The sequence below is a fragment of the Asaia lannensis NBRC 102526 genome (assembly GCF_024054035.1).
Classification (GTDB): Bacteria; Pseudomonadota; Alphaproteobacteria; order Acetobacterales; family Acetobacteraceae; genus Asaia; species Asaia lannensis.
Genome location: NZ_JAMXQU010000002.1, coordinates 15,516 through 31,754, shown reverse-complemented (window position 1 = coordinate 31,754; position 16,239 = coordinate 15,516). Strand labels below are relative to the sequence as shown.

Sequence of the window (16,239 nt, the reverse complement as noted above, 5' to 3'; positions counted from 1 at the left end):
TGCTCCGTGTCTTTTCTTGTCAGGCAAGGCGTGACATGATCCTGACACGGTTTTCTGCCAGAGATTTCAGGGTTCGACCAAACAGCAGGAGTTGTATTGCTGTCGTTTTACCATGCCCCGCGCCCTCGTTCCCGTGATCGGGCGAGATGTCTTTCCTCGTCCTTGACGGGCGCGATAAGGCCTGCGCGGTCATTTCGTCTTGTCATGGTTCTCGGGCTGGTGGGCGCATGGGTTCAGGGGCAGGACGCATTTGGCGCGGACGAGCATCGGAACGGTGCCGACACCGGAACGAATGCCGTGGCGAACACCGGTGCAGGTGCCAAAACGGGGACAGCGCCGGGCGCCTCCGATACCGCCTATCGCGTTGACGTCGAGCCCACATCCGATCCTGAACTCGATCCGATGGTGCAGGCGGCATCGACGCTCGTCTCGCTTCAGAAAACGAAAACAGTCGACCCTTATGCACTCGCTGGACGTATCCGTGGCGATTATGACCGTGTTCAGACAGCTCTCGAAAGCCGGGGCTTTTATGAAGGCAAGGTGATCATCACCGTGCGCCTGCCTGACGGCACGGTGATTGACGGACGCAATCCTGCACTACCGGACAGGCTTGCATCGCTGCATGCTACGCAAAAGCTGCTGATCACCATAAAGCCGGAGACCGGTCCGCAATATCATGTCGGCCATGTCTCTCTCGTTCCGGGACCTCTCAACGATGGTTCTGGTACCACTGGCCAGAACACGAGTGGCCAGAGTGCGACCAGCCAGAGTGCGACCAGCCAAGGTGCGACGGGTCAGCATAGCGGCAACCCGGGTGCCGGAACGGGCGACAACAAGGCGTTGCCATCCGGAAATGCGGCCAAAGCGACGAAAAGCACGGCCGACAATCGGGGGAAGACACCCTCTCGGGGCGCAGCAGCGCAACCGGGCGCCTCACAGCAGGCAGCCACACCGGTGACACTGAGCGCCGCTGAGCAGAAGGCGTTCGGTCTCGCCAGCGGTCAGAAAGCGATTGCGGGTAATATCCTTGCGTCGCAATCCTCTCTTCAAAGTGCCCTGCTCGAAGAGGGACATGCAGAGGCCCTTGTCGGGACGCCTGTAGCCTATCTCAAGCCCGCCACGCGGACGCTCGATATCGAGGTCTCGGTCGGTATCGGCCCGGTGGTCGATATCGGCCCCATCAGCTTTACCGGCCAGAAGCATGTGCGCGAGAGTTTTCTGAGGAAGAGGCTTCTGATCGGTGAGGGGCAGTTGTACCAGCCCAGCAGGATCGAGGCAGCCCGTCAGGATCTTGCCGGTGTCGGCATATTCTCATCGGTTGCCGTGCATGATGCGCCGCCGCTGGTTGCACTTGCGCAAGGCGTTGGAACCCCCGGCGTGACACAGGCCATGCCATTGCGTTTCTCGCTGCAGGAATCCAAGCGGCACACTGTATCGGGCCAGATCGGCTATTCGACCGATCTCGGCGGACGTGTCGGTGCGAGCTGGACCCATCATAACCTTCTGGGTGGCGCAGAGCAGCTCAAACTGACAGCGCTGGTGACCGGTGTCGGGGGCAGTGCGCAGCAGGGACTGGGCTATGACGTGTATGCCGATTTTCTGAAGCCGGATTTTTTGCGCCGCGACCAGAATCTGAGCCTGCGTGTCGAGGGTATCAGGCAGCTGCTCTATTCCTATCATCAGACAGCGCTGCTTGTGCGTGGCGGGCTTATCCGGCGTCTCAATAAATTCTGGAGTGTCTCGGGAAGCGTGCTGGCCGAACAGGAAAACATCAAGCAGTTCGGTGTTTCCACGGATTATCTGATCGTGCAGCTGCCATTGGGTGCGACCTATGACAGTACCGAGCTCTCCAATCCGATCGATCCTGCGACACATGGTGTGCGGGCGAATATCAACATCACCCCGTCGGAATCCCTCGAAAGTGGCAGTACGTTTTTCACTATCATGAGCGCCGGTGCCTCGACCTATTTCGATTTTCATAATTTCGGTCTGAGCCGCCCGGGTCGTTCGGTTCTTGCCGTGCGCGGTATCGTCGGGTCCGTGCAGGGAGCATCGACCTATCAGATCCCGCCCGATCAGCGGCTTTACGCCGGTGGTCCCGCGACTGTGCGAGGCTTTCGCTATCAGGGTGTGGGACCGCAGAACGGGAAATACGGCATTGGCGGCACATCGCTCGATGCAGGTTCGGTCGAGTTCCGGCAGCGTTTCCTCAAGAGCTTCGGTGCAGCTGCTTTTGTCGATGCCGGGCAGGTCGGGGTGGGCAGCCGCCCGTTCCAGGGCAAGCTTCGCGTCGGTTACGGTGCCGGGGTGAGATATTATACGCCCATCGGTCCTGTGCGTGTCGATATCGCGTTACCTGCCAACCGGCCGCCCCATGGCGATAAGTGGGAGCTCTATATAGGCCTCGGGGAGACCTTCTGATGAACCGTCAGCCCGATGACACAACGGCAACTGCAAGGCAGGAAAAGGCGCGCGCTGCCGCCCCCTCAGGCAAACCGCCCCGTCGACCACGCTGGAAGCGCATCCTGTACTGGGCGCTTGTGCTGCTCGTCGGGCTGCCTGTCGGCCTGATTGTTGTGGCGCTATGCGGCATACTGATCTTTGCCAATATTCCCTATGGGCAGCGCACGATCGAACGCCAGACGCTCAGCCTTACCGGCGGAATGGTCGAGATACAGGGGATGGGTGGTTTCTTCCCGACCCGCCTGCATATCGGACGCCTCACCATTCATGACCATCTCGGCCCTTACCTGGTGCTCGACGATGCCAGACTGAACTGGTCGCCATTCGCCCTTGTCCACAAGACGGTGCATGCGTCGCTGCTTTCCGCACAAAGCCTGCGTTTCGACCGTCTGCCTGTATCCGATCCGGCAGCACCCCCTGCACCATCGACGCCATCGACCCCGTCGACGCTGCATTACGGGATCGATCTCGACCGTCTGGATATCGGACGCATCGATCTGGGCAAGGATCTTGCCGGATTCCCGTTATCGGCCTCCGCCCAGGGGCATATGCGGCTCTCCGATCTGGCCCCGGTGCTGGATGGCCTCAAACCCGGTGCCTTGCCGGTCGCAACGCTCGGGCTCGATATCAGGCGTCTGGACAAACCTGCCAATATAAATCTCTCGCTGGCGACCCCGGCGAAGACACTCGATCTTCATCTCGCTTTCGATGACAGTGCGGACGGGCTTGTTGCGCAGGCAACGAAAATGGCGGTGCTCGATCCGCTGTCGCTCAGGCTAGACCTCAAGGGACCTGTCGTAAGAAACACGCTTGCTCTATCGCTTCATGCGGGGGCTATTGCGGCCAAAGCGCAAGGCGCAGTCGACCTGACCCGTCATCAGGGCGATCTTGCGATCAATGCATCAACGCCCGCCATGTCACCCATGACGGGAATTGCCTGGTCTGCCATTGCACTCAATGCCGAGCTACATGGCGATCTGATCGCCCCGTCTGGAAGCGGCGTTCTCGATATCGATTCTCTTGCCGCGGCCAATGCAGGTATTGGGCATCTGAACCTGCGCTTTACAGGCGATGAAGGGCAAGCCGCCAAAGCCGATAAAATCACGCTCGCCCTGCGCGCCGATGGCGTGCGCGCCCCCGGTGTGCCGGCTGCCCTCCTGGCACAGGCACCGGTGCTTGCCCGCATGACGGCGCTGCCCAATACGCCAGAACAGAATGTCAGCCTCTCGGTCACGCATCCTCTGTTCCAGCTCAGTGCGGCGACGCGCCTCAAGCCCGACATTCAGGGTGCCCTGGATCTGGTTCTACCCGATCTGGCCTCGCTCGCTGCCATTGGCAAGGTCGATCTGGCCGGACACAGCGTTACCCATGCCGATTTCACCTATCGCCCCAAAGGGGAGTCTCATCTGACCCTGCATGACAGCCTTGCGGTGACAGGTGGGATGAAACAGGCCGTCGCATTGCTCGGCGCGAATGCGACGATCAAACTCGATGTGGCGGCGTCACCCGAAAGCGGTGGCGCGCGTACCCTGACTCTCAATGACATTACAGTCGACGGCAAGGCGCTGCATCTGCACGACACGGGCGTCGTGACACTCGGGCAGAAAATGGCCCTGAGTAACGATGCGCTTCTCGCCATTGCCGATCTCAAGGCCGTTGCTCCCCAGCTGCATGGTCATGCCGCGCTGAGTGCCCATACCGACGGCCCCGTGGACGATCTCGCCGCAAAGGCGCAGCTCAAGGGCGAGATCGGTGCCAGTGACGTGCCGCCAGGACCACTGACGCTGGATCTCTCCGTGCTTCACCTTCCGAATGCGCCGCAGGGAACGCTAACGGCAGGGGGGCGCCTAGACGGACGCAAGCTCGATCTCGATGCGTCATTCGCGCGTCATGAGGACGGATCGGCCGATCTCCTTCTCAACACGCTCGACTGGGCTTCTTTGGCGGGTAAAGGGCATTTGACCCTTGCATCGGGTGCAAGGCTGCCTTTGGGTACAGTGTCGATCGTTGCAAAAAATCTCAACGATTTCAGTGCTTTGGCTGGACGTGCTCTTGGAGGGCATGTGGCGCTGGATGTGAAGACCAGCGATCCGGCGCCGAATGTGCCGCCTGTCATGAGTCTTGCTGTCAAAGGCAGCGTGCAGGCTGCGCCTGCCCGTATCGGCAATATCGATCTGACTGGCAGAATTGCCAATCCTGTCGACAAACCCGATCTCGATCTCAGGCTTGTCCTTGGCGGGGTCGCTTTTCAGGCGATGACCGGCAACGCGACCCTCGGCGCGCGCGGTCCACTCGATGCGCTTGCCCTGAACGCCAAGGCAGCCTTCAGCAATGTCATGGCTGCACCTGCTTCGCTCGATACGGCAATGCTTCTCGATCTGCCCGGCAAACATGTTCGTCTTGAGCGTCTCGCTGCGGTCCTGAAGGGTGAGACCCTGCGTCTTTCCGGTGCAAGCACGATCAGTTTCGGCGACAAGATGGGAGTGGACCGCCTGCAGGCCAGCGTGGCTCCTGCCGGTGTTTCGCCTGCGACGATCGACATCGCCGGGTTCTTCAAGCCCAGGCTCGATCTGCACCTACGTCTTGCCCATGTGACGCCAGCACTGGCCAAGCCTTTTGCCCCAGGTCTCGATGCTTCCGGGGTGCTCGCTGCACAGGCTGATCTTTCCGGCGATCTGGCCCGTCCTGCCGGAACGATCGCGCTTACGCTGTCCGATCTGCATATGCGCTCGGGAACGGCAGAGGCATTGCCGCCTTTATCGATGCAGGCCAATGCCACCTTGGCCGGGACGATGGCGCAGATCAGGGCGCAGGCCAGTGCCGGTAAAAGTGTCAATCTGCGTGTTGCCGGAACTGCCCCGACAGGTGCGACAGGCGCGCTCGGCCTCAAGATCGATGGCGGTGTCGATCTCGCGGTGGCCAATCCCGTGCTTGGCGCACAGGGGATGTCCCTGACGGGGAAAACCGCGATCAATCTTGCGTTGTCTGGCCCTGTCTCGGCACCGATGGCATCCGGGCGTGTCACACTCGAAAAAATCAATTTCGCCCATTACGGGCAAGGTGTCCGGCTGAGCGATATCAATGGCGTTATCCTTGCCGCCAACGATACGCTGACCCTGCAGAATATTCTTGCTCACGCGGGCAAGGGGACCATTGCGCTAAGTGGCACGGTCGGCGCCCTCAGACCGGGGCTGCCGCTCGATATCCATGTAACGGCACGCAAGGCGCAGCCGGTCACGAGCGATCTGCTGACAGCGGTGATCGATACGGATCTGCGTGCCCATGGGCAGCTTTCGACGCGTATCGATGTGGATGGCGATATCAGATTGCCCTCTGTGATTGTGAATATTCCGAGTTCCATGCCGGCCTCCATCCCCCAACTCACGGTCATCCGTCCAGGCGAGACACGCGAGGCGGTGACGAGATCCATGGTAATCGGGCTGGATATGAATGTGATTTCGCCGGGGAATTTCTTCGTACGCGGGCATGGGCTGGACGCCGAAATGTCGGGCAAGCTGCATATCGGCGGTGTGAGTACGGCACCCGACATCTCGGGTGGCTTCGATCTCAAGCGCGGTTTCTTCAATCTGGCCGGAGTCAATCTGACCTTTACCAAGGGGCGCGTTGCGTTCGATGGGTCGGGCGTCGATCACAAGCTCGATCCGTCTCTCGATTTTCGGGCGGACCGCAATGTTCAGGGAACGTTGGCGAGCCTGCTGGTCGGTGGCTACGCCAGCGCCCCGAAAATCGACTTTTCCTCCCAGCCGTCTCTGCCGCGCGATCAGGTTCTCGCCATGCTGCTTTTCGGGAGCACCACCGCCTCGCTCTCACCGACGCAGCTTGCCAGTCTTGCCGCGGCGGTCGCGCAGATTACCGGGGGGTCGAGTTTCGATCCGCTCGACAAGGTACGCGGTTTCCTTGGCCTTGATCGTCTCGCCGTTGGTGGGGGAAGCGCGGTCGGTAACGGTGGCGCCAGCGTCGAGGCCGGAAAATACGTGATGAAGGGCGTTTATGTCGGGGCCAAACAGGCCACGAGCGGCTCGGGAACGCAGGCTCAGGTTCAGGTCGATCTGACCAAACGGCTGAAGCTGAATACGACGGTGGGCACCGGCGGACAGATCACCGGGTTTACGACCCCTGAGAACGACCCGGGATCGAGCATCGGTCTGAGCTACGGGTTCGATTACTGAACCCGTAGCTTTCTGGAGTGCCGTGTAGAACCGGTCAGAGAGACGGAGCTGGGCTCCAGCCGTTCAAGACCGCGTCAATGGGCGGTCTGTGGTTCGGGATCGGGGGTATAAATCCAGTCGGCCCTGTCTTTTGTCTGCAGAATGATGCGCGCATTGGGTGCATCAGTTACTTCGATCCAGCGGCGTGCCTCTTCCGGCGTGCGGCCATAGCGGATATGTCTCGCTTCGAGCCAGCTGTTACGCAGGGTTTCATCGGTTGCGACGAACCAGCTTTCATCGAGAAAGCCGCGCACACCCCGCCAAGCGCCATCGCAGAGCAGGTAATTTCCTTCGACGATAACGAGCTTCCGCTCCGGCAGGACCGGAATGGCGCCGGCGACCGGCTCCTCGATCTCTCTTGCGAAAAGCGGCGCGTAGACGATGTCGTCATTCTGCCGCCGAATGCGCTCGAGAAGAGCGACGAAACCATGGGCGTCGAATGTGTCGGGCGCACCTTTTCTGCCTGCGCGCCCGAGCCGCGCCAGTTCACAATTGGCAAGATGGAAACCATCCATCGGGACAACCTGCGCCTCATCCGGGTAATCGGCAGCGATCCTGGCGGCTAAAGTCGACTTTCCGCCGCCGGGTGCGCCCACAAGGCCGAGGATGACGCGTTGCGGGCGCCTGAGCAGCGCATCGATACGCTGACGCGCGCTATCGTATGAGGGTGTCATGAAGTCTTGCGCTCCGCGGCGTCTTCCAGGAAGCGACGCACCGAGGAGACGACGCCGCTCCAGTCCCAGGCGCGTTCCTGACGCAGAATACGCAGGGAGGGATACCAGGGGCTGTCCTCCCTGTCCGTCATCCAGCGCCAACAGGGATTGACCCGATCCATGAGCAGAACGGGCTTGTTCATCGCTCCGGCCAGATGGACCATCGATGTGTCGACCGAGACCACGATGTCGAGATTACCGATCAACGCGGCAGTGTCGTCCATGCTCGCGATCCCCGGCATATGATCGACGATCTTCAGAGACGATCCTTCGATCTGCCTTGCCGCATCGCCCTTTTGCAGGCTGTAGAATGTGACGCGAGACAGGTCGAAAAGTGGAGACAGCGTTTCGAGTTTCATGGAGCGTCGCTGGTCGAGCATGTAGGACTCGGTCTGATCGCGACGCGGCGCACCCGACCAGACGAGCCCTACCCGCAGATTGCGGTCCGGGAGCAGGCGTGCGGCCCAATATGCAGATTTGACCGGATCCGCCGTGATATAGGGTGGCATAAGCCCGAAGGGATGTGCCGAGGCTGCGAAGGCTCTTGGAAGGCTGATGAACGGGCAATGATAGTCGTAAGGCGGTATATCGCCACCGACCTGCACCGTATCGACTCCCCTGACCCGTGCGCAGAGGTCAGCCATGGTATCTGCCCCCCAGACGCGGATGACTGCACCCTTTTCGGCCAGTAAAGGCAGATAGCGCAGATACATGAACGTATCGCCATAGCCTTCTTCCTGGGTCACGAGCACGTGTTTGCCGCGCAGGTCGAGCCCGGCTGTGATGTTGGGCAACAGGCGATTCATGGGAAGACTGGTGTGGCCGGGCAGGCGGAACCGCCATTCGTGCTCGGCCCATCCCTGCTGGAAGTAACCGGCCTTGAGCAGGGCAATCGAGTAGTTCAGACGCATCTGAGGATGGTCCGGTTTGATCTGGATTGCCTGACGATAGAGATTGAGCGCCTCGTTCATGTCCCCCATCGCGACCGTAAGATAGGCGATGTTGGACAAGGCGCTGGGGTCGGAAGGATCGAGATCATGCATGTGCCGCAGAACGTCACGCGCCTCGTCAAAACGACCGGCCTGCGTCAGCGCACAGGCCATGGTACCCAGAGCGGGAAGATGCCCGGGCCTTCTGCGCAGCGCTTCATTGAGCCCGGCAATGGCGGCATCGAGATCGCCGATCTGCATTTCGAGCGTCGCAACGAGCTCGATCAGACGACAATCCTGCGGGGCATTGCTGGATGCAAGACGCGCCAGGGCCAGCAATGCCTCACGACGGTCATGGCTTTCAGCGACAGGAAGCAGGGTTTCGAGGGGGTGCGGCCCTATGCCCGAACGGGGTGACAGGGCCTCGGACATGGCAAGGCAACGGGCGTCATCGCCCTTGAGAAAGGCGTCCTGCAACGTCTGTAGGTCGGGGGCGTGAGCGGATGTCATGGCTGACAGGCAGGGCGAAACGACCGGGCAGCGCTCAGGCGCCCGGTGCCAGTTCCTGTACCACGCTCAGAATGGCGTCCAGCTGGTAGGGTTTGGTCATAACCCGGTCCAGCCCCGATGTCTGATCGACGTTCACGCCATGACCGGTCGTGTAGATGATCGGAAGAGATGGGCGATGTGCCCGGCTTTCCTGGCCCAGCTCGGCACCGTTACCGTCGGGCAGGGAGATATCCATGATCATGACGTCAACCGGTTCATCGCTATGGATGAACCGGCGCGCCGTCTCGCACGTATCGGCCTCAAGAACCCGAACATCGCTGTCCTCAAGGAACTCGATCAGGCATGACCTGATGAGAAAGTCATCCTCGACGACAAGGACGGTAGGGGAGAGAGGCATGGGCGCGTTTCTCGCAGAATTCAGGATGACCAGTTCTGCTCGAAATCGGCATAAAGCGTGAGCCCACCATCGACGAACAGGGTCTGTCCCGTAATATAGCTCGATTCCGACGAGGCAAGAAAGGCCATAGCGTCGGAGATCTCGCTGCACTTGCCGGGGCGTCGCATAGGAATATGCTTCGCGGTGGCCTCGTATTTCGCGGGGTCCTTGGTCCATGCGTCGTTGATCGGTGTCACGATCGCGCCGGGCGCGACAGCATTCACGCGAATGTCATAGCGGGCATATTCAAGCGCGAGCGTGCGCACGATGTTACCGACTGCGCCCTTGCTTGCCGAATAACCGAGATAATGCGGCTTGGGAATCTGCTGGTGAACCGAGCTGTTGACGATGATATTTCCCGTGAGATCGTTCGAGCGCCAGTATTTCAGGGCTGCACGCGCGCACAGGACAACCCCCGTGACATTCACGGCCATCACCATATTGAAGTCTTTGAGTGAAATGTCCTCGGACGGGCACTCAATCTGCATACCGGCATTGCAGATAAGCACGTCAAGCCCGTTGAACCCCTCGATCGTTTCTTTCATCACGCGGTCGACATCTTCTTCAACCGACATGTCGCCAGCCACGATCAGATGATTGCCGCTGACAGGCTTGGGAAGTTTTTCAAGGAGAGGTTTGAGCTTGTCGGCATGGCGGCCGTTAATGGCCACCTGAGCGCCTTCGGTGGCGAAATGCATGGCTGCATCTTCGCCTATGCCCTGTGAAGCACCCGTGATGAGGATCTTCTTGTTGGCAAAGCGTTTGCTGGTCTGTTCCGTCACGCGGCGTTGTCCTTTCGGTCTGAAATGCCGGCCCGGCGGGGGCTGGCCTGTCACATCGGAAGGTCAAACGCCGCTGACCGGCAAAGGATGCCTGAGGGATCAGGCTGCTTTCATGGTCTCGGTCAGAGACTGGAGAACGGCCGTCGGGTCGCGGTTCTCAAGCACGGCAACTTCGCTTACGAAACGTTCCTGTGCCGCCTCGAAAAGCTTGCGTTCGCTGAAGCTGCCATCGAGACTGTCGACATTGCGTCGCAGGTCGCGAAGAACTTCCGCAATCTGGATCAGATCGCCGGAATTGATCTTTTCCTGATAGGCCACCGCACGACGCGCCCACATGCCTTTGCTGACATGCGGCTTGCCCTTGATGATCGACATCGCCTTGTCGACGATATCGCGCGTGACGATCTTGCGCAGGCCGGATTTGCGTGCCTTTGACAGGGGGATGCGCAAGGTCATCTGGTTGCCGGGGAACGAGATCTGGATGATTTCCAGCTTCGTTCCGGCGATTTCGTCGACGCCTATACGGTCGACGCGGCCAACACCGTGTGCCGCATAGACGATGGAATCCCCTTCCTGAAAGGGATCGTCATCTCCGGCATGCGAGTCAGCCTGTGTTGCGGTCAGCGCTGCGGCGCTACGCGCCATCGCGTCTGTCATGCCTCCCTTGGGAGGGGTTTTGAACGTGCTCATGGCACAGGCTCATATCAGAAATTCCACAGTTTGTCTTGTGTTCGTGAACGATCCCGGCTGCGTTATGCAAAGCAACCGGGAGGGCGTGGTCAGGGCTGCACGCCATGGCTTGCCGCTATGGGTTTGCCGACGGCCTCGCCGATCGGCTGAAGCAGATCGATTTCGATATTGCGCGACATGGTAAGCATCGGCAGCGCATGTTTGCTGGGAACGAACGGTTCCTGCAGGTCACGGCCGCTCTTGTCGAGCGCCTGGAACAGGAAGCCGACAAGGCTGGAGCCCAGAGGCGTGATCCAGCCGAGAGACTGAACCGCAGAGAGAGGCAGCACGATACAGAAGACATGCACGACGAGCAGCGGCAGAACGGAATACTGGATAGGGAGCGGCGTATTCTTGATACGCTCCAGACCGCCCTGCGCATTGGCGAGATCGGACAGGATGCGATCGACCGTGCCATGGACCGCGCCATCGATATTCTTGAGCGCGACCTGCTCGGCAACACCCAGGCCAATTTCATAGAGAAGGGCGTTAGGCTTGTTGGTGCGTGACATGACGCGTTCGTACATCTCGGGCGAGAGAAGGCGTTTGGCCTCGGGGCCCTGCTCGAGATTGGAGAGCGCCGTACGCAGCAGATAGGGATAGGCCGCCATCGCGCGCGCCAGATCGGGACGTCCGCCAAGCAGGGTGGCTGTTTCGCGGGCGAAGGAACGGCAGTTATTGGTGATCAGGCCCCAGAGCGAGCGGCCTTCCCACCAGCGGGCATACGCCGCATTGTTGCGCATGCCCAGAAACAGGGCGAGAGCGGAACCCATGAGTGAAATCGGAAGGGTAGGCTGTTCCATCCACTCCTGATGGTAAACCTGATAGAGAATGACGACCACGAGGTCCCACAGGGCCAGAATGCCCAGCGGAACGGCCGTTTCACGTAGCAAAATCCAGAGGCCGTAATTCTTATCGACGATCAAGGTAGCTTGGTCCTCAAACTGTTCGGTCTTTCAATCGCGGCATCTTAGACAGGACGCCCGTGATAAAACTCATTAAAACGTCATCTGTTGTGTGACGTATCGTGAACACCCTGAAGTGATGGAGAATACCCGTATGGATGTGATCGCAGCTCTGGCGCTCGAAGCCGGACGCCCCCTCGAAATCGATACGGTTCAGCTCGAAGGGCCGCGCGCAGGCGAAGTTCTGGTCGAGATCAAGGCAACCGGATTATGCCACACCGACAAGTTCACCCTCTCCGGTGACGATCCGGAAGGTCTCTTTCCCGCCATTCTGGGTCATGAAGGGGCAGGGATCGTGCGCGAGGTTGGCGCTGGCGTGACGTCGCTCAAACCCGGCGACCATGTGATACCGCTCTACACGCCCGAATGCCGCAACTGCCCGTCCTGTCTGTCGCGCAAGACCAATCTGTGCACGTCCATACGCAGCACGCAGGGCAAGGGGCTGATGCCTGACGGCACCACGCGCTTTTCATACAAGGGCAAGCCCGTTCATCACTATATGGGCTGTTCGACCTTCGCGAATTTCACTGTGCTGCCTGAAATCGCCCTGGCCAAGGTGCGTAGCGACGCGCCACTCGACAAGATCTGTTATATCGGTTGCGGTGTCACCACCGGGATCGGTGCAGTTCTGTTTACCGCCAAGGTCGAAGCCAACTCGACTGTTGTCGTGTTCGGGCTCGGCGGGATCGGTCTGAATGTCATTCAGGGTGCCAAGATGGTCGGTGCGCGCCAGATCGTCGGCGTCGATCTCAATCCCGACCGCGCAGCGATCGCGCGCGAATTCGGTATGACGCATTTCGTCAATCCGAAGGATCTCGGCCCGGATGGCGATCTTGTCGGGCATCTTGTCGAACTGACGGGTGGCGGCGCCGACTACACGTTCGAATGCGTCGGCAATGTAAAGCTCATGCGCCAGGCATTGGAATGTGCCCATCGCGGCTGGGGCGTATCCTGCGTTATCGGCGTTGCCGGTTCGGGTCAGGAGATCAGCACACGCCCGTTCCAGCTCGTGACGGGCAGGCGCTGGATCGGCTCCGCTTTCGGCGGTGCACGCGGTCGTACGGATGTCCCCAAGATTGTCGATATGTATATGGAGGGACGTATCAACATCGACTCGCTCATCACACAGCATCTCAAACTCTCGGAGATCAATTACGGGTTCGAGCTGATGAGTCAGGGCAAGTCGATCCGTTCGGTCGTGGAATTCGACTCATGAGTTCGGACACGACCTTGGAAATTGTTTCTGCCCAGCGCTGTCATGAGGGCGAGGTGAGAACCTATGCCCATCAGTCATCGGCTCTGGGGCTCAAGGCCAGTTTCTCGGTATTTCTCCCTGCGCAGGCCCTGCGGGGGGAGAAATGCCCTGTGCTGTTCCTGCTTGCCGGGCTGACCTGCACACATGAAACGTTCCTGCAGAAATCCACGATCATTGGCGAAGCAGCGGCGTACGGGCTCGTTCTGGTGGCGCCAGACACCTCGCCGAGAGGGGCGCATGTGCCGGGCGAGGATGAATCCTACGATCTGGGAACCGGCGCAGGATTTTATCTGGATGCGCTGCAGAAACCCTGGTCGGCGCATTACCGTATGGGGAGTTATGTGAGCGACGAGCTTCCGGCGCTCATACGGACTTTCCCGGGGCTTGCGGATGCGCCTTTCGGTATTATGGGGCACTCCATGGGTGGACATGGCGCGCTGGTTCATGGGCTGCATCGCCCCGCGTTGTGGCGGTCCGTCAGTGCGTTGGCACCGATCGTTCATCCATCGGTGGTTCCGTGGGGCGAGAAGGCGTTTACGGCCTATCTCGGTACCGACAAGGCAAGATGGGCTGAGTGGGATGCTGTGTCGCTGCTGCAATCGGGCAGAAAACACCCCTGTGAGATCCTGATCGACCAGGGGACCGCCGACCAGTTTCTGGCACGCGAATTGCAGCCGGACCTGTTTGAAGATGCGGCATCGGCCGCCCGTCAGTTTCTCAGGCTTCGCTATCATGACGGCTACGATCACTCATACTGGTTCATCCAGAGTGTGATTGCCGAGCATGTGGCGCATCATGTCCGCGTGCTTGGAGCCGCATCATGAAACGCAAACTCGTCTGGCTGATTGCCCTCGCGCTGACGGCCTGCCACGGCAATGCCCCACCGTCCGGCGCCCTGACGCCGCTCGCGCATGGCGATTTCGACCACAACACGCTTGCCCTCACATGGCAGCCGGGATTTTGCACCGTTGGCCAAGGCTGTCTGGCCGATCAGCCGAGAACGCCGCTGATCGGGTTACATGGTCTGTGGGCGTCGGAGCCTCACACGCTCGAGGCCCGAAATGTTCCGGTCGAGCAGTGGTGGCGCGAGGGATGCAGTCTGTTTGGCACCGAGGCGTCGCCGCCCGTGCTGGACGACCCCATGCGGGCGACGCTTGCCCGTATCGTGCCTCACACGCAGCATTCGCTGGTCGAGCATGAATGGGTGAAACATGGCGCATGTTTCGGTTATGCGCCCGGTCCGTTCTTTGCGCAGGCCAGTGCCCTCAGGCTGCGTTTTGCACATTCTCCTGTCGCATATTATCTCGCGGGTCGTGCCGGCACGCTGGCTGCGCATGACGAGCTGATGGCGTTTTTCCACAAGGCTACGCAGAGCGATCAACCCAGAGCCTTGCAACTGCAATGCGGCATCGATCATGAAGGGCGTGTTGTTCTTACGCAGCTCTGGTTCACGCTCGATCCTGCGAAAATGGACCGTTTCCCCGAAGCGCAAAGTTATCTGTCCTCACCCCAGATACAGGATAATTGCCCTGCGCATTTCTGGATCAAGCGCTGGTAGGACCGGTTTCCCTGTCGGCGTTCCCCATGAGACGGGATGCCCGACGGGGGAGCACTTCAGGCAAGAGGCATACTGTGCAAGAGGCGTTCCATACCGGGGGCGCCGCGCCGGGCTTCAGTCCCCGAGAAGATGCAAAACGATCTCGCGTCCATGAGACGCGCGGCGATGCTCGAACAGATAGATTCCCTGCCACGTACCGAGCACAGGTCGACCACCCATGACGGGGATGGTGAGCTGCACATTGGTCAGGACGGAACGTATATGGGCGGGCATATCGTCCGACCCTTCATAATCGTGACGATAGCTGCGCGTTTCGGGAACGAGGTCCTCGAAGTAGCTGTTGATATCCTGCTGCACCGTAGGATCGGCATTTTCCTGCACGATGAGGGATGCCGAGGTATGGCGGCACCACAGGGTCAGCAAGCCATCCTGTATTCCGCTTTCAGCGACCCATTCGACGATGGGCGATGTGATCATCGTCAGTCCCTTGCCGCGTGTGCGTACGGAGAGACGGTGGAACGCCTGTTTCATGTTGTCTCCTGTCGTTGGGTCGATCCCCTGCCTCGTGCCGGAACAGAGGCTGGGGAGAGAGGAGCGGTCAGCGCAGATAGCCTACAAGGCGTTCGGCTTCGGTGACGATAGGTTCGGCAATTGCATTGGCACGCTGTGCGCCATCGCGCAGGATCTGCTCGAGATGGGCACGATCTTCAAGCAGACGGCGTGTCTCTTCAGCAACCGGCGCCAGCTTGTCGACCAGAAGTTCGGCAAGAGCCGACTTGAACGGTCCGAAACCCTGTCCGCCAAAGCGCGAGAGAACCTGATCGATGCTCTGGTCCGCCATCGCGGCGTAGATCGTTACCAGATTGCGCGCTTCCGGCCGCTCGACGAGGCCGTCCGCTTCCGATGGCAGGGCTTCCGTATCGGACTTTGCCTTGCGTATCTTGAGCGCAATGTCATCGGCGGTATCGGTGAGTTCGATACGGGACTGGGCGGATGGGTCCGATTTGGACATTTTCTTGGTGCCGTCACGCAGGCTCATGACGCGTGCGGCAGAGGGCGGAATGAGCGGTTCGATCGTCGGAAAGAAATCGACCTTGTAATCGTGATTGAATTTCGCTGCGATATCGTTGGCGATCTCGAGATGCTGCTTCTGATCCTCGCCCACCGGAACGCGTGTGGCATGAAATGCGTGGATATCCGCCGCCATGAGCGCCGGATAGACGAACAACCCGGCTGAATGCTGCTCTCTGTCCTTGCCGGCTTTTTCCTTGAACTGCGTCATGCGGTTGAGCCAGCCCAGACGCACAACACAGTTGAAAATCCATCCCAGGCGCGCATGGGCGCTCACGGCGGACTGATTGTACAGAACATGCTTTTGCGGATCGATCCCCGAGGCGATCAGACAGGCGGCCTGTGCCAGACTGTCCTGACGCAGCTGTTCCGGCTCACGGAACACGGTGAGGGCATGCATGTCCACAAGGCAGAACACACAGTCATGATCGTCCTGCAGGCGGACCCAGTTGCGGATCGCGCCGAGATAATTGCCAAGCTGGGGGACACCTGTCGGCTGAATGCCGGAAAATACGCGTTGCATGACCGTTCTTGTCGAATGGGCTCCGAAAACGGTCAAGGGGAAAGATTGCCCGTCCCGTGCAATAGCTTGTAAGGGC

Annotated in this window: 13 protein-coding genes; 5 read left to right on the top strand and 8 right to left on the bottom strand. The window is 60.0% G+C overall.

All coding sequences use genetic code 11. From position 1 onward, the window contains the following. The first annotated feature begins 204 nt into the window (after positions 1-204). Entirely contained in the window at positions 205-2,421 is a 2,217-nt protein-coding gene (locus NF685_RS02680; RefSeq protein ID WP_252848502.1) for a BamA/TamA family outer membrane protein, read from the top strand. Further along, on the top strand, positions 2,421-6,653 hold the full coding sequence (locus NF685_RS02675) for a translocation/assembly module TamB domain-containing protein (RefSeq protein ID WP_252848501.1): 4,233 nt from the start codon (positions 2,421-2,423) through the stop codon (positions 6,651-6,653). The genes NF685_RS02680 and NF685_RS02675 overlap by 1 nt, the downstream gene beginning before the upstream one ends. A 74-nt stretch (positions 6,654-6,727) precedes the next feature. Here NF685_RS02675 and NF685_RS02670 read toward each other — a convergent pair whose 3' ends face one another. The 6 genes from NF685_RS02670 to NF685_RS02645 form a co-directional block, all read right to left on the bottom strand. Further along, positions 6,728-7,366, bottom strand: coding sequence for a nucleoside/nucleotide kinase family protein (locus NF685_RS02670; protein ID WP_252848500.1), 639 nt, complete (start codon positions 7,364-7,366; stop codon positions 6,728-6,730). Continuing rightward, positions 7,363-8,844 carry a tetratricopeptide repeat protein gene (locus NF685_RS02665; protein ID WP_252848499.1) on the bottom strand — a complete coding sequence of 494 codons (1,482 nt, stop codon included), beginning with the start codon at positions 8,842-8,844 and terminating at the stop codon, positions 7,363-7,365. Before NF685_RS02665 ends, NF685_RS02670 begins: the two co-directional genes overlap by 4 nt. 34 nt (positions 8,845-8,878) lie before the next feature. Further along, positions 8,879-9,241: a response regulator gene (locus tag NF685_RS02660; protein WP_222547682.1), complete on the bottom strand. Its 363-nt coding sequence runs from the start codon at positions 9,239-9,241 to the stop codon at positions 8,879-8,881. 20 nt (positions 9,242-9,261) lie between these two features. Continuing rightward, positions 9,262-10,062 carry a glucose 1-dehydrogenase gene (locus NF685_RS02655; RefSeq protein WP_222547681.1) on the bottom strand — a complete coding sequence of 267 codons (801 nt, stop codon included), beginning with the start codon at positions 10,060-10,062 and terminating at the stop codon, positions 9,262-9,264. 99 nt (positions 10,063-10,161) lie between these two features. Further along, positions 10,162-10,752 carry a CarD family transcriptional regulator gene (locus tag NF685_RS02650; protein ID WP_222547680.1) on the bottom strand — a complete coding sequence of 197 codons (591 nt, stop codon included), beginning with the start codon at positions 10,750-10,752 and terminating at the stop codon, positions 10,162-10,164. A gap of 89 nt (positions 10,753-10,841) precedes the next feature. Next, complete coding sequence (locus NF685_RS02645; RefSeq protein WP_252848498.1) at positions 10,842-11,717, bottom strand: bestrophin family protein; 876 nt, start codon at positions 11,715-11,717, stop codon at positions 10,842-10,844. 133 nt (positions 11,718-11,850) lie between these two features. Here NF685_RS02645 and NF685_RS02640 point away from each other — a divergent pair, with 133 nt between their 5' ends. The 3 genes from NF685_RS02640 to NF685_RS02630 are packed head-to-tail and all read left to right on the top strand — an operon-like array spanning position 11,851 to position 14,569. Beyond that, positions 11,851-12,972, top strand: a complete 1,122-nt coding sequence (locus tag NF685_RS02640) for an S-(hydroxymethyl)glutathione dehydrogenase/class III alcohol dehydrogenase (RefSeq protein WP_222547678.1) — start codon at positions 11,851-11,853, stop codon at positions 12,970-12,972. Then, positions 12,969-13,835, top strand: coding sequence for an S-formylglutathione hydrolase (gene fghA, locus NF685_RS02635; protein WP_289847355.1), 867 nt, complete (start codon positions 12,969-12,971; stop codon positions 13,833-13,835). Before NF685_RS02640 ends, fghA begins: the two co-directional genes overlap by 4 nt. Beyond that, a complete protein-coding gene (locus tag NF685_RS02630; protein WP_252848497.1) occupies positions 13,832-14,569 on the top strand; it encodes a ribonuclease T2 family protein in 738 nt (245 codons plus the stop codon). The genes fghA and NF685_RS02630 overlap by 4 nt, the downstream gene beginning before the upstream one ends. A gap of 114 nt (positions 14,570-14,683) precedes the next feature. Here the strand turns inward: NF685_RS02630 and NF685_RS02625 are convergent, their stop codons facing one another. Continuing rightward, positions 14,684-15,100 (bottom strand): secondary thiamine-phosphate synthase enzyme YjbQ, encoded by a 417-nt coding sequence (locus tag NF685_RS02625; protein WP_222547675.1) that lies wholly within the window; start codon positions 15,098-15,100, stop codon positions 14,684-14,686. Between the two features lie 67 nt (positions 15,101-15,167). Beyond that, positions 15,168-16,163, bottom strand: a complete 996-nt coding sequence (gene trpS, locus NF685_RS02620; protein WP_252848496.1) for a tryptophan--tRNA ligase — start codon at positions 16,161-16,163, stop codon at positions 15,168-15,170. Positions 16,164-16,239 lie beyond the last annotated feature (76 nt).